Source organism: Aeromonas sp. MdU4, assembly GCF_041929505.1.
GTDB lineage: Bacteria > Pseudomonadota > Gammaproteobacteria > Enterobacterales > Aeromonadaceae > Aeromonas.
The window spans coordinates 78,233-102,395 of the sequence record NZ_JBHFMW010000025.1; the positions used below are offsets into that span (position 1 = coordinate 78,233).

17 protein-coding genes are annotated in these 24,163 nt (G+C 46.8%); 4 read left to right on the plus strand and 13 right to left on the minus strand.

The annotated features are described in order from the left end of the window. Positions 1-142: 142 nt before the first annotated feature. The 4 genes from ACE1BR_RS15820 (at position 143) to asnB (ending at position 4,900) form a co-directional block, all read left to right on the plus strand. A complete protein-coding gene (locus tag ACE1BR_RS15820; RefSeq protein WP_374871885.1) occupies positions 143-892 on the plus strand; it encodes an HAD-IIA family hydrolase in 750 nt (249 codons plus the stop codon). A gap of 54 nt (positions 893-946) precedes the next feature. Continuing rightward, the gene (locus ACE1BR_RS15825) at positions 947-2,521 is read left to right on the plus strand and encodes a cation:proton antiporter (RefSeq protein ID WP_374871887.1); all 1,575 of its coding nucleotides are present in this window, start codon (positions 947-949) and stop codon (positions 2,519-2,521) included. Positions 2,522-2,650: 129 nt separating this feature from the next. Continuing rightward, the gene (locus ACE1BR_RS15830; protein WP_374871889.1) at positions 2,651-3,019 is read left to right on the plus strand and encodes a cupin domain-containing protein; all 369 of its coding nucleotides are present in this window, start codon (positions 2,651-2,653) and stop codon (positions 3,017-3,019) included. 216 nt (positions 3,020-3,235) lie between these two features. Next, on the plus strand, positions 3,236-4,900 hold the full coding sequence (asnB, locus tag ACE1BR_RS15835) for an asparagine synthase B (RefSeq protein ID WP_374871891.1): 1,665 nt from the start codon (positions 3,236-3,238) through the stop codon (positions 4,898-4,900). Positions 4,901-5,201: 301 nt separating this feature from the next. Here asnB and ACE1BR_RS15840 read toward each other — a convergent pair whose 3' ends face one another. The 13 genes from ACE1BR_RS15840 to ACE1BR_RS15900 all read right to left on the minus strand — a co-directional run bounded on the left by ACE1BR_RS15840 (position 5,202) and on the right by ACE1BR_RS15900 (position 24,038). Continuing rightward, a complete protein-coding gene (locus ACE1BR_RS15840) occupies positions 5,202-5,711 on the minus strand; it encodes a hypothetical protein (RefSeq protein WP_374871893.1) in 510 nt (169 codons plus the stop codon). Positions 5,712-5,871: 160 nt separating this feature from the next. Then, a complete protein-coding gene (locus ACE1BR_RS15845; protein ID WP_374871895.1) occupies positions 5,872-7,104 on the minus strand; it encodes a capsule biosynthesis protein in 1,233 nt (410 codons plus the stop codon). 7 nt (positions 7,105-7,111) lie between these two features. Further along, positions 7,112-9,202 (minus strand): capsular polysaccharide biosynthesis protein, encoded by a 2,091-nt coding sequence (locus ACE1BR_RS15850; RefSeq protein WP_374871897.1) that lies wholly within the window; start codon positions 9,200-9,202, stop codon positions 7,112-7,114. Positions 9,203-9,274: 72 nt separating this feature from the next. Continuing rightward, entirely contained in the window at positions 9,275-10,294 is a 1,020-nt protein-coding gene (locus tag ACE1BR_RS15855; protein ID WP_374871899.1) for a hypothetical protein, read from the minus strand. A gap of 21 nt (positions 10,295-10,315) precedes the next feature. Continuing rightward, on the minus strand, positions 10,316-10,906 hold the full coding sequence (locus ACE1BR_RS15860) for a hypothetical protein (protein ID WP_374871901.1): 591 nt from the start codon (positions 10,904-10,906) through the stop codon (positions 10,316-10,318). A 7-nt stretch (positions 10,907-10,913) separates the two neighbouring features. Next, positions 10,914-13,109 carry a glycosyltransferase family 2 protein gene (locus ACE1BR_RS15865; protein ID WP_374871903.1) on the minus strand — a complete coding sequence of 732 codons (2,196 nt, stop codon included), beginning with the start codon at positions 13,107-13,109 and terminating at the stop codon, positions 10,914-10,916. A 192-nt stretch (positions 13,110-13,301) separates the two neighbouring features. Then, on the minus strand, positions 13,302-13,892 hold the full coding sequence (locus tag ACE1BR_RS15870; RefSeq protein ID WP_374871905.1) for a hypothetical protein: 591 nt from the start codon (positions 13,890-13,892) through the stop codon (positions 13,302-13,304). A gap of 58 nt (positions 13,893-13,950) precedes the next feature. Next, a complete protein-coding gene (locus ACE1BR_RS15875) occupies positions 13,951-15,117 on the minus strand; it encodes a nucleotide sugar dehydrogenase (protein WP_374871907.1) in 1,167 nt (388 codons plus the stop codon). Between the two features lie 118 nt (positions 15,118-15,235). Beyond that, entirely contained in the window at positions 15,236-17,254 is a 2,019-nt protein-coding gene (locus ACE1BR_RS15880; RefSeq protein ID WP_374871909.1) for a glycosyltransferase, read from the minus strand. A 20-nt stretch (positions 17,255-17,274) separates the two neighbouring features. Further along, a complete protein-coding gene (locus ACE1BR_RS15885) occupies positions 17,275-18,831 on the minus strand; it encodes a hypothetical protein (RefSeq protein ID WP_374871911.1) in 1,557 nt (518 codons plus the stop codon). Then, complete coding sequence (locus ACE1BR_RS15890) at positions 18,821-19,558, minus strand: hypothetical protein (protein WP_374871913.1); 738 nt, start codon at positions 19,556-19,558, stop codon at positions 18,821-18,823. The genes ACE1BR_RS15885 and ACE1BR_RS15890 overlap by 11 nt, the downstream gene beginning before the upstream one ends. Before the next feature lie 55 nt (positions 19,559-19,613). Beyond that, positions 19,614-21,878 carry a glycosyltransferase gene (locus ACE1BR_RS15895; protein WP_374871915.1) on the minus strand — a complete coding sequence of 755 codons (2,265 nt, stop codon included), beginning with the start codon at positions 21,876-21,878 and terminating at the stop codon, positions 19,614-19,616. A gap of 30 nt (positions 21,879-21,908) precedes the next feature. Beyond that, on the minus strand, positions 21,909-24,038 hold the full coding sequence (locus ACE1BR_RS15900; protein ID WP_374871917.1) for a hypothetical protein: 2,130 nt from the start codon (positions 24,036-24,038) through the stop codon (positions 21,909-21,911). Positions 24,039-24,163 lie beyond the last annotated feature (125 nt).

The window sequence follows — 24,163 nt, forward strand, 5'->3', positions numbered from 1 at the left end:
CGACAGCAGCTTTATTGTGCACTGAAGTGACGAGACAGGGGAGACTTGTCATCAAACAGACTTATAATGGCGTCACAAAAATCATAAATGATTGAACATCTTACCGATTGGCGGCTCGCCTGCGCCCTGACAAGGAGTTTTCATGAACAAGAACGTTATCTGCGATATCGACGGTGTCATCCTGCACAACAATGATCTCATCCCCGGTGCCGACCGTTTCGTCCACCGCCTGCTGGAGCAGGGTAGCAAGCTGTTGTTCCTCACCAACTACCCGGCTCAGACCCAGAAAGATCTGCAAAACCGCTTCCGCTCCGCCGGGGTCGAGGTGCCGGAAGAGTGCTTCTACACCTCCGCCATGGGCACCGCCGACTTCCTCAAGCGGCAGGATGGCAAGAAGGCCTATGTGATCGGTGAAGGGGCGCTGACCCACGAACTCTATAAGGCCGGTTTCACCATCACCGACATCGATCCCGACTTCGTGGTGGTGGGCGAGACCCGCAACTACAACTGGACCATGATCCAGCTGGGCGCCAAGTTCGTCGATCAGGGGGCCCGCTTTATCGCCACCAACCCGGACACCCACGGCCCCATGATGCACCCGGCCTGCGGCGCGCTGTGCGCCCCCATCGAGCGGATGACCGGCAAAAAGCCCTTCTATGTCGGCAAGCCGAGCGCCTGGATCATCCGTGCGGCACTCAACCGGATGGAGGCCCACTCCGACAACACCATCATCATCGGCGACAACCTGCGCACCGACATTCTGGCGGGCTTCCAGGCTGGCCTCGAGACAGTGCTGGTGCTCTCCGGGGTGAGCAAGGTGGCCGATATTGACCGCATGCCGTTTCGGCCGAACCATATTTTCGACTCCGTGGTCGACATCGATATCGTCTAATCGCAACCCTAGAGTTAAACAGGGCAGGTCTCCCCTGCCCCAGCTGGACCTGTTATGGAACCCATTCTGATCGCCGTGGCCTTTGGCTGCGGCATGCTGGTCAATCTGATTGGCCTACCGCCCCTGCTCGGCTTTCTGGCCGCCGGTTTTATCCTCAACGGTATGGGGTATGAAAATAGCCCCGCTCTGAGTGAAATTGCCGATCTCGGCGTCACCCTGCTGCTGTTCACCATCGGCCTCAAGCTCAACGTCAAGACCCTGATGCGGCGCGACGTGTGGGGCACCACCAGCCTGCATTTGCTGCTCTCCACCCTGCTGTTTACCGTGGTACTGCTGGTGTGCAAGGGGATCGGGCTCCATCTCGCCCTGTCGCTGGACTGGAAACTGGCGCTGCTGCTGGGGTTTGCCCTCTCCTTCTCCAGCACCGTGTTCGCGGTCAAGGTGCTGGAAGATCGCAGCGACATGAACGCCCTCTACGCCCGCATCGCCATCGGCGTGCTGGTGATGCAGGATGTTTTCGCGGTGGCGTTTCTGGCGTTCTCCAGCGGCAAGTTGCCCAGCATCTGGGCGCTCTGGGTGCTGGGGCTGCCACTGCTGCGCCCGCTGCTGTTCAAGCTGTTGGAGCGGGCCGGTCACGGCGAGTTGCAGGTGCTGTTCGGGGTGTTTCTGGCACTGGTAGTGGGAGCCGCCGGTTTTGAAGTGGTCGGGCTCAAGCCGGATCTGGGAGCCCTCATCATCGGCATGCTGCTCGCCTCCCATCCGGCGGCGGCGGGGCTGGCCAAGGCGCTCTTCAACCTCAAAGATCTGTTTCTGGTCTGCTTCTTTCTCACCATCGGCCTCAACGGCCTGCCAACCCACGACACCATGCTGCTGGCACTGGCGCTAGTGTTGGCCCTGCCGCTCAAAAGCGCCCTCTACTATCTGGTCTATAGCGGCGCCCACCTGCGGGTGCGCACCGCCCTGCTCTCCACCCTGGCGCTCAGCAACTTCTCGGAGTTTGGCCTGATCGTCGCGGCCATCGCCGCCAAGGCGGGCTGGATTTCCCACGAGTGGCTGGTGGCGGTTTCGCTGGCGCTGGCGGCGAGCTTTATGATCTCCGCCCCCCTCAACAGCCAGAGCGAGCGCATCTACCACCGCATCGGTCACTGGCTGCGGGGGCTACAGGCAAGCAATCTCCACCCGGAAGACAGACCCATCGAGCTCGGCGATGCCGAGGTGATCATCCTCGGTATGGGGCGGATCGGTCAGGGAGCCTACTTCGAGCTGGAGAACAAATACGGCAACGTCATCCTCGGGGTGGAGAACGACAGCGAGAAGCTGCCCACCCTGCGCGCTCAGGGGATGAACGTCATCGAGGGGGATGCCACCGATACCGACTTCTGGGACAAGGTGCTGCTCTCCAATCAGGTCAATCTGGTGCTGCTGGCGATGCCCCACCACTCGGGGAATCTCTACGCCATCGAGAAGCTACGCAGCCACGGCTTTACCGGCAAAATCGCGGCCATCGTCCGCTTCGAGGATGATATCGCCTCCCTGCAGGAGCAGGGAGTAGATGCGGTATTCAACGTCTACAACGAAGCGGGCAGCGGCTTTGCCCGCCATGTGATCCACCGCTTGCAACCACGCTGAACGCGAGTCATTGAGCACTTGGCAAGGGGCAGGCCATCGTTTACGTTATGCTCAACCTCGTTTAATAAAACGAACAAACGCGGGGCCAGGATGGCCCCGCTTTCATATCGCCATTGCCAGGGAGGCACCATGAAAACCCTCAACGACTGGATCCTGCTCGACCGCCACGAGGCGACCCCGACCCCGCTGATGCCCGCCCCCGAGCGCATTCAAGCAGGCCATCCGAGCCAGACCGTGTGGAACCACTACTCCGACCCCAGCCAACAGTTTCACGTCGGTTTTTGGGCCTGCGAGCCCGGCCGCTGGGCCATCCACTACACCGAGCACGAGTATTGCCAGCTACTGGAAGGGGATGTGGTGATCCACGACAGTCAGGGCGGCCAGCTGGCCCTAAAACCGGGGGATCAATTCGTCATTCCGGCCGGCTTTGTCGGAGAGTGGGAAACCCTCACCCCCTGTCGCAAGGTCTATGTGATCTTCGCACCCGCCTCGGCTTGACGTTCACGTCACCCGGCCCCACTCCCTGCCCCACGACCTGCGCCACTGCAGGCACCCTTATCCCGTTGATCCGCTTGACGCTTACGGCATGATTTTCTGCGGTTTTCCCGCTTGCAAAAGGTTTTTCCGCTAGGCATTGTGTCTGACGAGGAATGTAAATGGAATTTCGAGCCCGGACGTGGGGGGCTCATATAAAAATCAAGAGGATAACCGCCAATGTGTTCTATTTTCGGCATTCTGGACATCAAAACCGACCCGGCTCTATTGCGCAAATCTGCGCTGGAGATGTCCAAGCGACTGCGTCACCGCGGGCCTGACTGGTCCGGCGTTTACAGCTCCGACAAGGCCATTCTGGTGCACGAGCGCCTGGCCATCGTCGACCCGGGCAATGGCGCCCAGCCGCTCTACAACCCCGAGCGCACTCACGTATTGGCCGTCAACGGCGAGATATACAACCACAAGGAGCTGGAGAAGAACCTCAAGGTCGATTTCCAGTTCCAGACCAAATCCGACTGTGAAGTGCTGCTCGCCCTCTACAAGGAGAAGGGCCCGGCGTTTCTCGACGATCTCAACGGCATCTTCGCCTTTATCCTCTATGACGCCGAGCAGGATGCCTACCTGATTGGCCGTGACCACATGGGGATCATCCCCCTCTATACCGGTCGCGACGAGCACGGCAACTTCTATGTCGCCTCCGAGATGAAAGCGCTGGTGCCGGTCTGCAAGAGCGTCGAAACCTTCCCGCCGGGACACTACCTGTGGAGCAAGGATGGCGAACTCAAACAGTGGTACAAGCGCGACTGGATGGAGTACGGTGCGGTCGAGCACAACGTCAGCGACAAGGCCGAGTTGAAAGCGGCGCTGGAAGCAGCGGTCAAACGTCAGCTGATGTGCGATGTGCCCTATGGCGTGCTGCTCTCCGGCGGGCTGGATTCGTCCGTCATCTCCGCCATCACCAAGATCTACGCCGCCCGTCGGGTGGAAGACGATGGCAAGAGCGAAGCCTGGTGGCCGCAGCTGCACTCCTTCGCCGTCGGCCTGGAAGGTTCACCAGATCTCGCTGCCGCCCGTAAAGTGGCCGACCATCTGGGCACCATCCACCACCAGATCCACTTCACCGTGCAGGAGGGTCTGGATGCCCTGCGCGACGTTATCTATCACCTCGAGACCTATGACGTCACCACCATCCGCGCCTCCACCCCGATGTACCTGATGGCCCGCTACATCAAGGCGATGGGGATCAAGATGGTGCTCTCCGGTGAAGGATCCGACGAGCTGTTTGGCGGGTACCTCTACTTCCACAAGGCGCCCAACGCCCGCGAGTTCCACGAAGAGAACGTGCGCAAGCTTGCTTCTTTGCACCTCTATGACTGCCTGCGCGCCAACAAGTCGATGGCCGCTTGGGGCGTGGAAGGTCGCGTACCCTTCCTCGACAAGGAGTTCATGGACGTGGCGATGCGCCTACAACCTGCCGACAAGATGTGCGGCAACGGCAAGATCGAGAAACACATCCTGCGCGAAGCGTTCGAGGATCTGCTGCCCCACGAAGTGGCATGGCGCCAGAAGGAGCAGTTCTCCGATGGCGTAGGTTATTCGTGGATCGACAGCCTGAAAGCCATGGTCGAACAGGAAGTGACGGATCAGATGTTTGCCGCCGCGGAATTCCGCTTCCCCATCAACACCCCGCTCACCAAGGAAGCCTACTTCTACCGCGCCATCTTCGACGAGCACTTCCCGCTGGAAGCCGCCGCCCGCACCGTGCCCTATGGCAAATCGGTCGCCTGCTCCACCCCGACCGCGCTGGAGTGGGATGCCAAATTTAAAGAGATGGCCGACCCATCCGGCCGCGCCGTAATGGATGTGCACCAACAAGGATATTAATCCTGCTCGGTTGAACCGGCCCCAAATAGCAAAAAGCCCTTCGTGAAAACGAAGGGCTTTTTAAGTATTGAATAACAAAACGCTATTCAATAAAAACATCAGTAATGACATAAATCATAGAATCTTCATTTAAGCTATTGGCAATCTGACATCGTAATATTCAGTTACTGTTCAGAAAGAGATTCCACAAACCGCTTTATATCAGTCAACATGGTATTGTGTACGTTCAGCTATCCATTCAACGCATCCACAATAAAGTCCAGGTTTTCTCTGATCCCATCAGATTATGGTGCGATTGCTGTTACATAAATGTCCAGCGTAACGAGAAGGTCGTTACCGCAACATGATCTCGCCCTACCACCCAGTGAACCTTGGGCGCATAACCTATCTCCAAAGCCAACGATTTGTATCCTATGGTCGCCATCGGCAGAGCGGCAAAACCATCCGTGCCGGAACCATGAAGATAACCAGCTTGAACGCCTAAACCGGCAAACGCATGCTCGGTAAAATACCACTCTTTACGATAAGAGAGCCCGGCATAAGTCGCTGTTTCTTCATAAGAATCTTTATAGAAACCACCACGCAGGGCCAGCTTGCCGGTATCGGTATCCCCCAGAAAAACCCACGCCATACCCAAACCGGGGTTCACGCCATTAAAGTCACAGGTTTTACTCTTTTTTCCTGTTCCTTTCTCACAACCACTATGAATCGATGCACCATGGATGAGTAGCGACAGATCATTCTCGGTTGCCGCCGCAAAACCGGGCAAGGCGACTAAACCAACAGCCAAAATACATTTTTTTATACTCATTTTTAACACTCCGCCTTTCTAGCTTACCTTACGTTTACATTACCCAAGGCAAGCCGAGTTGACAACAAGGTTATCAATATGAGTGTCGTCTCATGAAAATATTCCGTCAGACACTCAGTTCAGCGCTGCACATATTACGGATTAAGACTGAACTGAAGCTTTATTTTGAGATAACTAAATGCCGATGACTGTTTTCTGATAATTCTACCGCTGTCAAACCTATTTTCCCCATCACGGCTTGCGCACTGATATCCAGATGACAGTAGAAACTGGCATTGAGCTGGGTCAAATGCAGCAATGAGTGACGTACCCGCTTGAATGTTTCATGGCATACCGGTGCCTGCGTTCGCCAAAATGACGCCAGTGTGCCTCTGGTCGTCAAACCGGCAATATCGTAGAGTGCTCGCCCCATACAAAAGGTGGGTACGTCATGCAGCAACGCCGACAGCCCCACCGTACTGTTGATGGTGATGACCCCTTTAAGCAGCGGATACAGCGTTGGCAACGGCAACTCATAGCCGTAAAACACCCTCCCCTCCAGGCCAAGCACGGCACAAAGACGGTTGATCTGGGCACGGTAACTGACATACCCCCGATCCATCGGATGATGCTTGAACAGCAGCACATCGTCAGGTTTGGCATGCTCAGCAAACGAATTGATCACCTGAGCGACCATCTCCTCAACGCCACTCAGATCAGAGTGCTCTCTGATCTGGAAATCTTCGGTGACTTGCAGTGGCACAAAAAAGATATGGCCTTTATGGGCTGGCAGCTTCTTGAGCAAGGCGTGGTCTTTGGAGATATTGCCATATTTGACCAATCCGCCTCGCACCCATCCCATCGCTTCCTGCACCAGGCTCCAGGGGCGATGATTGACAAAGTGGGGATAACGCCAACGATGCAACGCCTTGTTGATATGGTAACGACTGGCATACCAGGCACGCTCGGCGAACGTTTTGCCTACCTCAAGAGGCGCGTCATAAGGAACCGGCCACTCCAGACGAGACAACTGATCGCGCCGCTCATACCAGGGACTGAAAGCATTAACGCCCCCCTGCTCCAGCGTGACGTAATCCGGCCGGAGATACCCCTCTTCCATCGCCCAGAAGGGCAATTTCTTCAGCTTGCAAATGCGGCCCGCAATCAAGTGATAGTGACGGCAGTCGCCGTAACAGATCACCAACTCTATGTCATGCTGCTTGAGCACCCGGCGAAAAAATGCGTTCCAACTCTCCGGTTTACCGCGAAAACGCAAATTTTCACCGACACACGGCCAGCACTCATCTCCCCCATTGAAATGGATCTTCACCACCTGGTGTCCCGCCTCGGTGAGATGCTGGCTCAGGGTCTGAAAAAACGGGCCTAGCGGTCCTTGCAACAACAAAATCTTCATTGACGACTTATCTCAAAAACTGGGGAAGTGGGGGACGTTGTATCAAGGTTTGAGTCAGGTAACTCAACTTGAGCTGCCAACGTTGCCAGCGGCTCGTTTTTTGGGCTGATGAGTGCCCCTGTTTTGCCAACTGGCGGATCAACTGCTCAGGGCTTATCCATAGTCCGGTTTGCCAGTCGATATAGAGCGGATAGGCGACCAGCGTCAGATAAACCAGCGCCGCCAGTGGCAAACTGCGTTGGCGCCTGACGGGCGGATTGGCATCCATTGTCAACCCCCAGCCACTGTAAAAAGGCTGCCCCCACGTCGTGACCTTGACCCCTTGCACCAGGGCCTCGAAGCCACTGAGCGAAGTCATGGTATGCAACTCATCCACATAGGGGTAAAGGCTGTTAAGGCCAATATCCAGCACCTGGCTATCGACACACTCCGCCAGACACGCCGCAGAAATCGCACCGGCCCGATTACCCGCCACCACATCAGGATGGGGCTTGTAGAGAATATGAGCCTCAGGCTTGGCAGCACGCACCGCCCACAACAACTGCTCGTTGCTGCGAATGTGCGGGCTCCCCGTCAGAATGGACGCATCACCATCTACCTGACCGACCACCAGTACCAGTGCTCGGCCATCACCCGGTGGCGAGTAATGTTGCGGCTCGCCAACATTGTATTTGCTGACCTGGTGTTCACGGAGTAATTCGATCAATGCGGTGCCACGGTTGACCTCAACTTCCGTGAGTTGCTGATAGTTGAGTAGCTGTTCAAGCCCGCTGGGAGTACGGCTGTCAAAATAGATCCCGACCGGATCCAGTGACAACGAGGAGGGGCGGCACAAATTGGAGCCCAGCCCTTTGGATCGGATAAAACCATCCTCAACCCGGATCGCAGAGGTGAGATCAGGGTGGCGGCTGCCCCACACCAGCACCTGCTCGTCACCGGTCAACCGCTTGGGCGGTTTGCGCACAAAGCAGAGTTCATCGGCCAGATGCTGGCAAAAGGCCTGCATAAAGGCCCGCTTCCACAAAGAGAAACCGACCAGATAGAGTCGGCGCCAGCGCGCTGCCGAACGGCGCTGATTGGCAATAATAGCTAGCACCTCCTCCACCTCACACCGCTGACCCAGTACCGGATCCAGGTAACGGGGATACTGGATCAATGCCGCTGCAACCAGCTGCGCCAAAGAGACCTCTCCCTGACGGCGCTCGCACCGCTTGCTGTCATGGGTCAAGCCCCAACCGGCATAGAAGGGCATACCAAAGCAGTAGACCGGTTTGCCCAACAGCAACGCCTCAAAACCAAGCTGGGAAGAAACGGTATAGACAGCATCCACCGCATTGAGCAGCGCATGGGGATGACAATGCTCGGCAACCACCTCGACATCATTTAGCTGCAAGCGCGCCAGCACCCCGCTTTTCTTGCCAAAACGCGTATCAGGATGCGTTCGCAGCAACAGACGCGCATCAGGATGATTGCGGCGAGCCGCCTCCACCATCGCCACAAAATCGGCCTCACTGGCCAGCGCTCCCGGAATGGAGAGATCGCCCACCACCTGATCGACCAGCAGGATCCGGGGTTTGCCACTCAGCTGCAACCGCTCGGCCAGAGCCGCTGGCAGGCCATCCAGCGCCCCTTGTGCTGCAAAATGGCTCACGCCACCATGGGCAGCAGAGTGGGCTGGCACAGTGGCATAACAGTTGTATTTGGTAACACCGAGGCGTACCAGCTCACGGCTCAATCGCTCGGCACGGGCCAACATCGCGGGCTCACAAGGGGTTGCGATCAACTGCTCAAGCTGGCTGGGCTGGCGGGCATCGTAATAGATACCGATCGGATCGGCGATCAGCGATACCGCCTTGCCTCCCCTTGCCGGGTGGCCGATATAACCGATAAATCCATCTTCCAGCTGCCAATAAGGCAGACCCAACTCTTGGGCCTTTTGTTTAATCTGCCTGGTATTGGCCTTTTGCCCCCAGCCAACCAGCACATCACCCGCTTGAAGGGCGTCAGGAGAAGTAAAGCGAGCCAGCGGCTGGCCAAGACAAGCGCTGATCTGGGCACTACGAGCCAGAATACCGCCGGATTGTGTCCATAACGTCATGAAAATTTCTCGGATGTCAGTAAGGATGATAGTGCATAAAATACAAGCATTATTATTTCCATAAACACAACCCTATAAAACGCTTTCATTTACACTATTATTTATTACACCTACCGAATTAGCATGAATTAATTTCCTATCTGAATGCAGTGCTCGTTCAAACGCATCAAGCCAAGAGTCCAGACTATCACCCGCTATAATCCCGGCAGCCATCCCTTTAATTTTATCTGAGTATGGAAATCCAGCAGAGTAAATTCCTATAGCACCCTGTCGCTGTATATCAAGAAGCTTACAGTGAGAACGCGCAGCATTGAATGGTGAACAAAAAAGTGGTGCCAAACCGATATCCATTTTACGACTAGCAATATGTGCCTGATAATTATCCCAACTCATCGGATGCAATACTGTCACCCTTGGCACATGCCTTATTCGCTTATACAGACTGTGATCACCTATTAACTCAAACCAGACACTTTCATATTGCCCTTGGATTTTTTCTATAAGCTTAATAACAAAGTCCCACTCCTGTGTATGGCTGGCGCTACCATGGTAAAAGCATTTTATTTTTAACGCATCAGCCCCTGTAATTTGCAGAGGAGGTAAAATGCTATGGCTAGGCAAACTGTATTTCTCTGCCAAGTATGGCGTGGAAACCCAAATGTCATTACATATTTCCCCAAGAATAAAATATGCTTGATTAAACCAGGATGATAACCGTTTGCGATATGCGATTGGTAAAGTCATATCATCCACGACAGCGGGAATATCATCATCAATAAACCAGATTATGTGTCTTCTGGAATGACCACACTTGAGCTTTCTCAACAATGTTACTGGCACATCTCGAACAAGTATCACTCTATCATCTAGGCTTGTCCAAAATGGATGAGAAATATCAACCAGTTCATTAACATCCACTGCATTAAATCCAGCAAACATAGTTGGACGACTACGGAAGTAGAAATCCATAGTAGGAGTATTTAATCTCCCCACGACCCAAGTCATTCTGATGACAGTTTTTGACTCCGTGACGTATATATTTGGCAGGCTACGTTTTACACCTGCCAATTTTGATAACATTGACTTCAACATATGTTCATAATTCTTATAATGTCACTCATCAAGCCATTCTTTTAGCGCAGCACTAGCAATGGTTGCAGGCAAGGCACCCAAAACACAACAGGCAAATCTATGGACAGTTTCTGCTTCAGTTAGTCCTTCAGTCTTCAACACAATTCCTGCATGGTGATAGATATCGGTACGATTTTTAGAAAACTGAGTAGATACATATTGCTCATAAGAAATATCGAGTTGTCTTGCTTTTCGAAACCGATCAAATGCACTAGCGGATTCAGCCATCACAGAGATTGAGGGATGAGATACCACCCAACTCAGAGAGCCAGGCGCATCCAAAAAACCAGTACCAACATCAATGATGACTGGCTTACCTTGAGTCTTTTTAATATGGTGATTAACTGCCTCGATACCAAAATTCAACAACCGTTCTCTATCTCCATCCAGAACTGAGATCAAGGCATTTAGGTCATCTCTATGGCCGATCAACCCCATCTCTCTTGCCACACGATGAGCAATATTATCCATGGTCAGAGTATTAACAGATTTTACTTTTTTGGTGAAATGCTTCAATACTGTAGTTTTACCGATACCTGACGGTCCCAGAAGAAGAATTTTTGTGTTACTCATATGATATTCATTCTTGTGTTCGACATGAGAAATCTTCATGTATTAAAGTCAAATTCGGATTATAACAGGGATCTTTAAGCAAGTGTTCACCCCATCGGTCTCGCATCAAGTTTATCTCCTGAGTGAATCTTGCCTGCTTCTGTGGTGTATCCTCTCCCCCCCTACTGACAGACTCATGATGGATCATTTCTGCAAATGGAGTCCAAATATTTCTATATCCAGCTTCACGCACTTTGAGACAAAAATCTACATCGTTGAAAGCAACTTTAAGTTCCGGGTCAAGGCCACCAACTTCAAGGTAAACTGATTTACGAACTACAAGTGCTGCAGCAGTGACGGCTGAATAATTTTGTACCAAACTTAAACGAGAATGATATCCATTGTGATGTTTTCCGAAGTATTTATGACTATGGCCAGCAATACCACCGATGCCCAATATCACCCCCGCATGTTGAATTCGGCCATCAGGGTAATAGAGTTTTGCGCCGACACAGCCAATGTCTGGTCGACTTGCTTGCCTTACCATTTCATCAAGCCATTCTGCATTGAGAAACTCTATGTCATTGTTGATCAAACCAACTATGCTCCCCCTAGCCTGGACAACTCCAGCATTATTGATTGCAGAGAAATTAAACTCGTCATTGAAATCAATAATCCTGGCCTTATTCTCTCGCTCAAGTAGGTTGAAATACTTTAGCGTTCTAGGGCACTGACTCTGATTATTTATTATCAGCACTTCGAAATTTTTATAGTGGGTACATTTATAGAGGCTATCAATACATTTGTTCAACAAGTCATAGCCATCCCGTGTAGGAATGATCAAGCTTACTAGCGGCTTCGGCTCAGGTATTGGCCATTGCACCCGGAAACAATTATTCAAAGCATGCTTGCGAACTTTAATGTCAAGGCAGGTGGGTTTGAAGAAATCCTGTAACGCCTTCAGTCCAGCTTTATGTGTATATCGTTTTTCATTACCGCTAAGTGCCGTTGAGCCCTGTATTGCGCGCCAGTGATAAAGCACATGTGGCACATGAATGATTTGTTTATTCCCCAAATGGGCGATGACCCGCAAACACAAGTCGTAATCCTGGCTACCTTCTACCCCTTCTCGAAATCCACCAATTATATTAACCAAATTACGCTTCAACACACAAAAATGAGTAATGTAATTGTGGGAATAGAAGAGATCACGATTCCAGGAAGGTTTAAAGTGGGGCTCACTTCGATTGCCCTGTTCATCAATCTTATCTTCATCAGAATAAAGCAAACCTGCTGAAGGGTGCAGGTTAATCTCTTGGACCATCATTAACAGTGCATGGGGTGCCAGCAAGTCATCATGATCTAACAACCCAATATATTCACCATTTGCCAAGTTAAGGGCTGTGTTACAGGCCGCAGAAATATGGCCATTTTTATCACGAATAACAAAATTAATGCGGGAGTCCAGTGTTGCATACTCGGTGATCAATGCAACAACAGCCGGATCGACCGAGGCATCATCAGCAATACATAGTTGCCAGTGGGGATAGTGCTGTGCAATCACCGAGTCTATACAAGCTCTAAGTAAAGTCGGAGGTGTATTGTAAGTAGCCATCACCAGTGAAATAACAGGCTTGCTGTCAAGTGCCTGATAAATTCCTTTCAGCTTAACCGGGTTAAGAGATTTATACTCATATTGTTCAAGCCATTGATTGTAGGTCATCATTGTATGACTTCGATTAAAGCACTGGTTATAAAATGATATTAATTCACTCGTCCCCAGACCAATAAAGTGCTCTCTTTCACGGCGGCTTTGTAACTTTTTCAACATCAACTCTCTTGCCCTGTTTTCTGTGAGCTTTGAGAGTGTCAATTCACTTACATTAAAATTCAGATTCTGATTGTATACGGTTAACCTAATAGCAGACGGTTTTTGTGGAAAAAAACATACTCGCTTATTCACCGCTTTATTTTTTATTGTTAAAGTGACGACACTTTCCTTTGAAAAACCAGCGCCGTAATCTGCTTGCAACTCTACATATAGCAGACTCTGGTCTGAATCCAAAGAAATATTAAGCATATACCATCCCTTGGGACTAGCCACGCGATTAAATAGCTTAAAACTCCCTACATCACTGGGTGTTTTCCATTGAAAACCAGCCGCAGACACGCTATTAAAATCCGGTTCCAATGTGTACTTTATTTTTGGAACCAACCAATCCAATGAATCTCTCAATATTTGCATTAATAACTACTTGAGTGGGTGTGAATGTGACAGAGAGCGTTACGAATATATTGCAACCAAAAACGGCTCAAAGACTATAATGAAATAGCATGAAAAACGATGTTTTTCATGCTATTTCCCGATCAAACAAAACGCATATTATATTTTAAGTGGCTAACACCATCTCGATTTTTATCTTGGGTCAAGGAAGAAAGATATATTTTCGAGCAGATATTTACTGATGACTTTTTTAGGTTTTATTTTGAACACAGCTAAGCGGTTATCGATTATATCAATTGGTTTGAACAACGTTTCAATACAGTGATAATGCTCTCGCGATACATAATCATCAAACAATAAGGTTGTCGTCTTTGTAACATTAACGCAAGAGGTTAAAAAACTGGCGACCCGAAACCGACCATCAATCAAAATAAGATCTGGTGTTATCTGATGTTCGTTACAAAAATGCCAAGGCTTTAAAGAATAATCGGGCCAGCGTTTAAACTGACTCTCATCTCTGGGATATCCCCACTGCTTGGTCTCACCGATATCTGACCAGATCGGTATGATATCACCGGGCAATTGCTGCTCTTTGTAAGCCCCCATCAACTCGATCAACCAGCGGGGATCAGTCTCTGTAGTAATCACCTTTTTGCCTCCCTTGGCTGCCAAAAGAGTTGACCCCCCAGCACCATACTCGAGGATCACCTCATGCTTGGCATAGCATCGGGCAATATATTCTGAACATAACGGACTAAAAGTCAGCTCAAACGTTTTAAACATATGACGCCTTATAGATAACCATCTACATCAGTATAATCAGCATTGCATGATGCAAATATCAATCAGAGCCAAAGAGATCACGGGTATAGACTTTTTCAGCCACATCAGCTAGCAACTCGGTATTACGGTTGCACAAAATCACATCACTCAATGCCTTGAATTCTGCAAGATCGTTAAGTACCCGTGAATTGAAGAATTGAGTATCTTTACAAGTCGGCTCATACACCACTACCTCAATCCCCTTGGCCTTGATCCGCTTCATTACCCCCTGAATGGCCGAGGCTCGGAAATTATCAGATCCCGCTTTCATGACCAAACGATAAATACCTACCACCTTAGGTCTGCGCTCAATCACACTCTGCGCAATAAAATCTTTTCGAGTGGTATTCGCTGTAACAATTGCTTCAATCAGATTGTTAGGTACATCCTGATAATTTGCCAACAATTGCTTGGTATCTTTCGGCAGACAGTAACCACCATACCCAAAAGAGGGATTGTTATAGTGACAACCAATTCGTGGATCAAGACCAATCCCTTCAATGATTTGGCGACTATCCAGGCCATGAATCTGAGCATAGGTATCCAACTCATTAAAATACGCCACTCGCATAGCCAAATACGTATTAGCAAATAATTTAATGGCTTCAGCCTCCGTACTATCTGTCAATAGAACAGAGATATTTTCTTTCACTGCTCCTTCAATCAATAGATTGGCAAACTGTTGCGCACGCTCACTTTTTTCACCAACGACAATACGCGATGGATGCAAATTATCATACAGAGCTCGTCCCTCTCGCAGAAATTCTGGAGAAAAAATAATATTGTCACAACCAAACTTGCTTTTGATCTCTTTGGTATAACCAACTGGCACCGTAGATTTAATTATCATGACCGCTTTGGGATTAACAGCCAACACATTATCAATAACAGTTTCAACTGAGCGAGTATTGAAATAGTTTGTCTTAGGGTCATAATCGGTGGGTGTCGCAATAACGACAAAATCAGCATTTTTATAAGCTGAATGATAATCAATGGTCGCCTTAAGTCGTAAAGGTTTCTCTTTCAGAAATTGCTCAATCTCGGCATCTTGAATTGGCGAACGGCCAGCATTAATCATTGCCACTTTTTCTTCTAAAATATCAACAGCGACCACATCATGGTGCTGAGCCAATAATACTGCATTAGACAAACCAACATAGCCAGTTCCAGCAATAGCTATTTTCATCACACTAAACCCTCAATAATCACATCGAATTGATAATAAAATTTCGAGATTGTTTTTAAATCACTTCCCTGCTGAAGCATTTAAAATACGCATTAAAAGACAGAGATTTTAATCTAGATTAACCAGATATGGGGATTAGCCCGTCATACGAGTGGGTTAACTCGGACTGAAAGCGCTTTTCATTGAATTTTTCCTGAGCAAATTCTTGTGCAGATAGCCCAATCTCGTTAAACAACTCTGGCTGATGGCATAACATGGCAAGACGTGCAATCACACCATCGATATCCCCCAGATGCACCAACAAACCATTTACACCATTGATTACCAACTCTGACAGAGCTCCCCAGCGATAAACAATGACCACTTTACCTGCCAGCATGGCCTCAGCCACAGTGCGACCAAATGACTCCTGAAAATGTGACAAATTGAGTAAAATATCCAATTGTTCCAAGGCTACTTCAGGTGAACGGGCATAGCCTGCAAGGCTCATATTGCTCGGCATCACACCTGCAATCTCATCGGTATGTTCATTGTCAGGACCAATTAGAACAAACTGCAAAGGCAAATTATTTGCATAGGCGGCCCTCGCTACATTAAGAAAGTCATCCAACCCTTTTTTAGGCAAATTGCTGCTCACCATCCCCACCCGCAGCTTATCATTTGCTGTATGAGACCCTGGTTGCCAATTGCCTTCGAGCGTTACCGTATTAGTCACCACCCTGAGTTTACTGTGCCATTGTGGCTGTTTTGCCAACAAACTTCGGGCGGTATAACTCGAATTAGCAATCAGTCGATCAGCCAGCAGCAGGGGGTCACACTGTGCAGCCTGTGTCGCCCCCCCCATAGCCTTGATCAGTGAACTATCCCACCCCAGTAACTCACGCACATGGAGGACTGATTTAACCCCAAGCTCACGGGCAGCCAGCAGCGGAACACGGTTAACCAGCGTATTAACATGTACCAAATCCACCTTGAAATGTTCAATCAAGCGGCGATAAGCATTCAACGCAATAGGCCACACCTCCTCATCTTCCCGCCAGGGGCTGGGCAACAGCACTATGTCACTACAGCAGGGGGCGAGAGCATCAATGTAAGCCATATTGCGCTCAGGCAAGGTCACCACCAGTCGATAGTCCAGAGCGGCAATGGCTTTAGCCAGATCCAGAAGACTGCGCTCAGCGCCAAATTGCTTGTCACCGGCTGCATGACCACAGAGCAAAATACAGGGTCGCTTATCGCCCCCCTCTTCGGGATATGCCTGCTTGCCCTTGATATGGGGCCATACCTGCTCACCCAACTCCAGCACAGCTCTGTCTATTAACGCGGGCACAGGAAAGGGGCGCTCTTTCGGGGCAAAGGGCATATACCAGCGACCTGTCTTGGCGCACTCCTTATGCCACTCATGGGCGGCATCCATATATTCCTTACGCACCCCACCAAACTGGGTTTTCCAGTGGGTCTCCGGCTGCATGGTCAGGCTTGCCTCGTGACGCCGTCCCAGTGCCAATGGTACCCCAGGCAGTACTTCCACTATACTGTTCGGCCCATAGGCAGCCAGAATACGATAGTAATACTCGGTATCAGCATTAACCGATACCCGATCCCAATAACCAAGTCGCTCAAACACCTCGCGGCGGATCATCAGAGACGAAATATTACGATGTACAACAGTACCATCTGGCCGGGTTTCAAACTGCAGATCGGTGGTGCAACGCGCCCAGTGGGAGACACTGGCCACAGCCTGGGGGTTCTCCAACAGCGCTTTAACCTGCATCTCCAGCTTTTGTGGATGGGACCAGTCATCGGCATCATGTACGGTAATAAACTCGCCAGTGGCGTGCTTTAGACCATAATTACGGGCACCGTAAGCACCAGTATTTACGAACAGCTCAAAATACAACTCAGAACCTAAGCTTCGACTTTGATATTTAAACTGTGGCGAGCCATCATTTACTAAAACCAGTTGCACATCATTTATGGTCTGCCATAACATTGTTTTCACTGAAGTTTCAAGATATTTAAAGCATCTACCAACTGGAACCAAAATGCTTACTTGACCGGTCTTAAATTCAATTTTAGGATTTATTAAATAAATATCTTCAATATTTTTAAAGTCAGAAAATAGTCCGAGTTCCATCAAATTCACATTTACAAAGTTCAAGCTTCAGTCAAAACTGATAAATAACCCACTAGGGATCTAATGGCTGATACTTCGACTGCTGGCGTATGTTCTGAATAAGTTAAAAACGTCGATAAAAAGTCGCGATATTCCGCTTTTAAGTTGACCATTCGAAGAAGTTCCTCATACTTGCCATAATAAATATTTCCAGTTTTTGTCAGCATAGCTGTAGTACGCGTACCCAAAACTTTATCATTTACATCGACAGGGAAGTTTTGTTGCTGAAAACAATTCGAGGATGGCAAATACTCGAAATCATCGCGGTACTTATTAATCGACTTACCAGCTAGCGGTAAGAGAGCAAGTTCTTCACCAAAAATCTTACAAATTAAATCTACAACGATCGCACCCTGTTGCTTTGAAGAAGAATCATAGGGACAGCGTTCAAAAAGACTAATTAACATCGGGTCATATATGATATCAAAAGAATGGTGACTCTGATTATTCACAACGCTATGCATTCCAAAATGACATTTTGACCTATTACTCAAGTATAAGTAATTTTCCAAAGTTAAATTTTTAAACCTTCTCCCCTCTGACATAGTTGAAAGAGCTCTAAAAGCTGAGGAATTGAAAATGAAATCAGGCAAGCTCGAAATGGACGACTGATACCTGAATGGATTAAATGCTCCATTATAGTAATAGTTTCCAAATCCTTTTATCAGACCTTCAGAAAAGTAGCCTGTAACCTCTGAATGAGAAGGAGTCCAATGAGTAATATAATTAGTTTGATTTGTGAATTTCAACCCTGAGAAGCTTATGGACGATTCGCGCAAATGCTCTATAGATTTAATATTTGAACCATTTAAAACAATCTCACCTTTAACCAAATTAAATTTATCACATATATGGTTAAATACTAATTTATCTTGACTGTTTCCGTCTCCAAAACAAAAAACAGAGTAGTCATCACTATTTGATGATGCTTTTATAATAGCTGATAGCGCTAGCCTTGAGTCTAGCCCACCAGTCAAATGCACCACTGGTTTGTGATTTTTCAGTATAGCACCAGCCCTAGTTATTGCTCTTTGCGCCAGAACATCCAACAACTCCTGATAGTTCATATCAGTTGCTGGTATCTCTATTTGCATTTGAGTAAGAGTCGGCACCTCCTTATTATAATCAATCTGAATAAAGCTAAATGGCTTGGTCGTATGACATCCATTGATTATGGTTTGATTCATTAGAGGAGAGTAGTAAGACAGGCAATCAAATATCGCTTCCTTATTTAACTGCCCAGCAGTATAACTAGAAGTTTCAAAAAAATCGTTTGAGACACAAAATTTATTCGCTTCGGAATAAATAAAAATTGGGTATTGAGCTAAAGGGTCAGTAAAAACATTTACAACACCATTATCTTTTTTTATGGCGCAAAAAACACCACAGTTATTTGAAATATTCTCAAACAATTCATTAATATTGGGAAGGTTACTTTTGTAATGAAAAACTTCGTCTCCAATAGAGTAACCAAAGAAACCTTCGGCTATAGAATCGTAGCTTGTATTGTGATCTAACTTAAATTTTTCAACGTTCATTTTTAATCACCGTATTCTGGAGTTCAATACCAAGCTGTTTTTCACCAAAGTTTGTTAAGTGATGGGGATCTTTTTGTCCACCTATAACATTGTAACCAAATCTTTCAAAAATAGATCTATTGTCGAAAAAAACTGCCTTGTCCACTTTCGAGACCGCATTTTCGATGATTTTATTCAGATTTGTACGAGTATATGAAGACTGATCATTAATATGTCCAGTTACAATAAGCTTGACTTTAGGGAAAAAACCTAACAACTCATTTAATGAATTAACTAAAAATTTCTCATCGCATTCACACTTCTGTACTAAATTACCTAAACCAATTTTTTCATAGTATCCATCAGGATATATATCACCATATGAAAAGCTTGATGAGTAATTTGGGTTCCAGTGCAGAAACATGCCAGAATTTTGACATTTAAAATATGTTAAACTAGAAACCTCAATGATAATATAGTCGATTTCTTCGATTGCACGAATAACATCATCCGCAAAACGCCCATCTGTCCAAATCGATTCTGAAAACTCATTACATGGTGTTGTAAAAAATGGTTCTTTCCTGAATAATTTAGTTCTAATATCAAGACTAATGCCATCGAGACCATTAACAAGTAACTTGGCAGATTGGCAGACCTCAGCAATAGAATGGAAAAAACCAAATTTTGGATAGACGACTTCTATCTCTTTGAATGTATTGCTTACAATAGTGCCAGCATACATTTTCATAAAAGGTCGGTATATCCTACATGATCCAATAGGCAATATTTTAATTTTCTTCAACTTATTCTCCGATTCCATTCGAAATCATTAACATCACATTATGATTCTGTATTCTCATTTGGTTATTAAATTTTTCTTTATCACGGATATATCTAACAACTTCATGGATATGTTTGCTGTAAATATCACGACTAACATCTTCACCTAAATCAGAAATTATCGATGAAAACTGATTTAGGAATTTATTTTTCAACAGCGCCATGTCCATATCAAAAACTTTGTTACTAATATCTGATGGTGCAGGATTCAACCTCACCAAAGCTTCCTTGGTCGCGGAAATAATATATTTCTGAAAGAATCTAATGTTGAACTCTAAATCTTGATGACGTCGATAACTTTCGTCAAACCCATTCAATTCCAATACAGAGCTTCGCTTATAGGTTACCGTATTAGTATGTACATAGTGCTTAAAATAATCTAGAAGCAATATGTATTTTGTTAGATCGCCTTCTGTATATCTTTGAAGATTATTCTCTGGCGAGTTCCACCCTAAAAAGCCACAATATGTTGCACCGATATGATTACCACTGCATTTTAAATTTTCAACAGTTTTAGTGAGCCTTCCAGGAAGATAAATATCATCATCGTCAAGGAAACTAATATATTCTCCAGAAGAAGACAAAAAACCTGTATTTCTGGCTGAAGATCCATTTCTATTAATACTGTGTTCTATTAATTTTATATCTACATTAGTAAATTCTTGTCTTACTTTGTTGACTACAGCCCTAATCTGGAAATTATATTCTTCTTCTGGGCCCGTATCATTTACCACAATGATTTCTTTGTTTACATAGTCCTGTTCTGCAGCCGAGCGAACAGCAGCATAAAGGTTAGTAGGTCTTTTATAAGTTGATATGATTACTGAAAATTTTTCTTTCTCTGTCTTAATTTCTTCTGGAATGAACTCCATAATACCAGTGACATCTACCTCATATCCCTCGTATTTTGAACTTATGTATTTGAACAGATCATCTTCAGACAGTATATAATTCTCATCTAACGTAATATAGAAATCACTAGGTTGCATCTTAAGTTGATTGGCATGTATTACTGGCTCAATCCAATCCAAATTTTCAAAGTTGTGTATTGGCCTCAAGCCATCACTAGTGGATGCAAATAGTCTTATATTTACGAATTGCCTCTTCAAGCAAGAAAACTGAGATGCGTATTTAAGATTGTGTTTACTATTAACAATTACACTTACACTTACACTATCTAATGGGAACTGGAAATTGTCCACTCTCCATTTCATTTTTTCGCCATGAAGGAATTGATCTCGACCACCTCTAATATTGCTATCTGTTACATCTGGCATTACTATGTTTGGATAACAGACATAACATTTACCTATATACTTTTCATAAATCTCACCCATCGGAAGGTGATCAAAAGGGGCCTCAAATGCAGACTCCAATTCTATAAGTTCATCTATAACATCATGGGAAAAAGCAATTGCGAATGAACCGCAAGTATCTAATCTTCTAGGGTGATAATATCCAGCAATATTTGCATCACTTTCATTAAATGAGTTCCATCCATATTGGGAGGCCCCCAGCTGAAGAACTTTCCAATCCTTATCTACACTTGATATGAAAGTTTCAAACCTTCTGTCGAAATCATCACAAAGAATTATGTCATCCTCAATAATCAGAAACTTGTCATAATGATTGACCTTTGCATCATTCAGAATGGAAAGGTAAGTGTGGATATATCCAAATGCTCCAGGTGACTCAATGAAGCCTTTCCCTCTTTTTATTTCAAGATCATTAAATCCTGGAAATTTCATTAAAGTTCCAAGCTGTCTTTTCTTGTATTCATTAAATTGAGTTAATGAATTACCTTTATAACCATTGGTAGCGTTCCAGCGTTGAACTTTTACACCCATTTTATGTAAGTGTTTGAATACAGTTAGTCTTTCCTTTTTAGATTTATCCAGATTAACAAGATAGATTTTGTCAAAGTATTTATTTAATATAGACTTTTTCTCATGCTCAATCTTTTTAACTGGAACTGCACGGCCTTCTTTTTTTCCATATTGAATATAATGAGCCAGAGGATTGATGTCACTTAGTGCTACATCTTTGTGAAACTCTAAATATTTTTTTGCATCAAATATTTTTGATGGCTGGCGGTTTAACTTATATCCATATTTGAGATAGTGCTCTATCGGTGATAATTCACTCTTGATTACATCAGGATATTGCTTTAGATACCATTCTGTATCAAACAGACCGCTATTTTTTATTTCTTGAATAAGATTTTTCATAATATTTCGACGATATTATTAAGTTGAAGTTTAGAAGTGTTTGAGCAAGCGGCTCTCTTTATAGCCAAATTTTAGGTAGTGAAATAGCGGATTCATTCCGGCATCTTTCACATCCTGATAAGTTTGCAGGTACCAGTTGCCATCAAAAGCGGCTGACGGGTTGGCCCCCAGCCCCCCCCCAAATTCCAGATAGTGGCCAGCAGCTCCCTGTTTATGGTTGGCGGCCTCGGGATATTGCTCAAGATACCAAGGCTCATCAAACAGCTCTGACCCGCGGATCAAGGCCACATCGTTGGCAAATTGGTGTGCTTTGAACCGGCGCTGTTTGGCTGCTTTAAAGGTCTTTTTAAGCTTGTCGGTCACGGCCAAGTGTTGCGGTTCGCTTAGCTTATGCTCTGCAACCTGCAGCTCACCTAAGGTAGCCTCATACTGCAGCTCTTTTTGCTGCAACATATTGGTCAGAATAGCCAATTCATCAAAACGCTCGTTCAGGGACTGCTGCAAAGCCAGCTCTGAGCGGGCAAGTGTGGATATTTTGTCTGCCGCAACCTGTTGATCCCGCTCCAACAGTACGCCAAGTTCTCGCTGTTTGCTCAACTCTTTGTTGACTTGGGCCAGCTCTACTTGCTGTTGCTGCAAGCGCTTCTCTTTGTCTGCCAGTTGTTTGATATGCTCGCTTTGAGCTTTACTCAGCTGCTGCTTGAGTTGATTCACCTCATCGATGCGCTTGGCCGCCAGCACTTTGATTTCAGCCAACTCTTGCTGGGTCTGATTGAGTGAATCTTTCAATCGACTATTATCTGTTTGTTGCTTACTGAGCTTGCTACTTAATTCCACAATCTGTTGCTTGGTTTGCTGTACCTCTATATTGGCTTTTTCGAGCACAGCTCTTGCATTTTTCTGTGCCTGACTCAGCTGATCACGCAGTGACTGATTATCCTGTTGTACGGTTTCCAGTCTGGCTTCAGCATCAACCAACATCTGGGTAAGTTTCGCCAGCTCATCGAAACGCACGTCGATATCCTGCTGCAATCTGGCCACATCGGCGGCGGCCAATTCACGGCTGTGCCTGATCTGGCCCAGCTCTTTATCAAGCCGTGCTTTCTCCTGCTCCAGTTTGTGCTTCTGCTCGCGATTGGCAGCAGTTTCATCACCCAGTTCAGCCAGCGTGGCAACAAGCTCAACCTGCCTGGCCTTGGCGGCAGCAATTTCCTGATTCGCCTGCTTCAGTGTATCGGCCAAGGTCTGTTTAGCCCCCTGAAGCTGCTGAATATGATGGGTATGCGCCTGCAGTTGCGTGCTCAACTCCTCAATTTGGCGCTCATACACCAGGCACTGCCAGGCATCTTCATTGGCACTTCCCAGACGGCCATAGATATTCTGAATAAGACGCCTTGCACTAAGATCTTTGCCCTGATTGATGAGAGCTTCCAGCCGCTCCGGGATCTGTTTTCCCATGCACAACAGCAGCAAGCCCTGACCCTGAGTCAGCTCAAACGAGGGATATATGTTACGCAATGATGTGCACTGTTGACGCACCGTGCTCAACTTGCTGCCGTGAATAAGTACAACCGCACTGGCGGTCAGTTTTTTCTGTAGTGCAATCCGGCTGGCTTCTGTGGCCAGCATCACACTGTCATATTTGAGCAGCAGTAGATCGATGCTGGCATCATCTAATGTATTGATAAAGGTCTGCTCATCCTGCTCTACCAAATACGAAAATTCACGGTAATGCTCATGGTTATAGGCCTTGACCGTGGGAATATCGCACTGCATCCCAAAGGCGGCATAAGCAACACAGTCAACATTCAGTTTGTCAATCGCTTGACAAATAGCAAAATAACCCACCGCACTATTCAGGTTGGATTCAACTACTGTTTTTGGTTGCAAGACATCCGTCAACCAGAAATAGAAAGGAATATGCTGCAGCCATTGTGACTCGGCCAAAAAACGTGGGCGCCAAAACATCACTTTTGATGAGAGAGTTGGCACTGGTTGTTCAATAACAGGTGTTGCTAGATAACTTGAGGCGATAGACTCACTCTCATTGTTTGATCTCATTTGCTCCTGACTTTTTTCCGTCAATGCAGTAGGTATACTATCTGCTAACCTTTTGCTTACTGGGCTATTTTTACGATATTTATATTGTTTTACTTTCATGGCAGTAATTGGCCTTGAAAATTGATGGGAAACTAAATGAAGAATATCGACATGCTATATATGGTCACAAACTGTCATGACAGTAAATATTTACATACCATTTTTTCTAATGCCAATATTTATTA

What these genes read in the sequence shown, in the direction of transcription:
- ACE1BR_RS15885 (WP_374871911.1), bottom strand. Translation starts at nt 18,831, where the DNA reads ATGAACGTTGAAAAATTTAAGTTAGATCACAATACAAGCTACGATTCT.
- asnB (WP_374871891.1), top strand. Translation starts at nt 3,236, where the DNA reads ATGTGTTCTATTTTCGGCATTCTGGACATCAAAACCGACCCGGCTCTA.
- ACE1BR_RS15890 (WP_374871913.1), bottom strand. Translation starts at nt 19,558, where the DNA reads ATGAAAATGTATGCTGGCACTATTGTAAGCAATACATTCAAAGAGATA.
- ACE1BR_RS15850 (WP_374871897.1), bottom strand. Translation starts at nt 9,202, where the DNA reads ATGACGTTATGGACACAATCCGGCGGTATTCTGGCTCGTAGTGCCCAG.
- ACE1BR_RS15895 (WP_374871915.1), bottom strand. Translation starts at nt 21,878, where the DNA reads ATGAAAAATCTTATTCAAGAAATAAAAAATAGCGGTCTGTTTGATACA.
- ACE1BR_RS15840 (WP_374871893.1), bottom strand. Translation starts at nt 5,711, where the DNA reads ATGAGTATAAAAAAATGTATTTTGGCTGTTGGTTTAGTCGCCTTGCCC.
- ACE1BR_RS15830 (WP_374871889.1), top strand. Translation starts at nt 2,651, where the DNA reads ATGAAAACCCTCAACGACTGGATCCTGCTCGACCGCCACGAGGCGACC.
- ACE1BR_RS15820 (WP_374871885.1), top strand. Translation starts at nt 143, where the DNA reads ATGAACAAGAACGTTATCTGCGATATCGACGGTGTCATCCTGCACAAC.
- ACE1BR_RS15875 (WP_374871907.1), bottom strand. Translation starts at nt 15,117, where the DNA reads ATGAAAATAGCTATTGCTGGAACTGGCTATGTTGGTTTGTCTAATGCA.
- ACE1BR_RS15900 (WP_374871917.1), bottom strand. Translation starts at nt 24,038, where the DNA reads ATGAAAGTAAAACAATATAAATATCGTAAAAATAGCCCAGTAAGCAAA.
- ACE1BR_RS15880 (WP_374871909.1), bottom strand. Translation starts at nt 17,254, where the DNA reads ATGGAACTCGGACTATTTTCTGACTTTAAAAATATTGAAGATATTTAT.
- ACE1BR_RS15860 (WP_374871901.1), bottom strand. Translation starts at nt 10,906, where the DNA reads ATGAGTAACACAAAAATTCTTCTTCTGGGACCGTCAGGTATCGGTAAA.
- ACE1BR_RS15855 (WP_374871899.1), bottom strand. Translation starts at nt 10,294, where the DNA reads ATGTTGAAGTCAATGTTATCAAAATTGGCAGGTGTAAAACGTAGCCTG.
- ACE1BR_RS15845 (WP_374871895.1), bottom strand. Translation starts at nt 7,104, where the DNA reads ATGAAGATTTTGTTGTTGCAAGGACCGCTAGGCCCGTTTTTTCAGACC.
- ACE1BR_RS15825 (WP_374871887.1), top strand. Translation starts at nt 947, where the DNA reads ATGGAACCCATTCTGATCGCCGTGGCCTTTGGCTGCGGCATGCTGGTC.
- ACE1BR_RS15870 (WP_374871905.1), bottom strand. Translation starts at nt 13,892, where the DNA reads ATGTTTAAAACGTTTGAGCTGACTTTTAGTCCGTTATGTTCAGAATAT.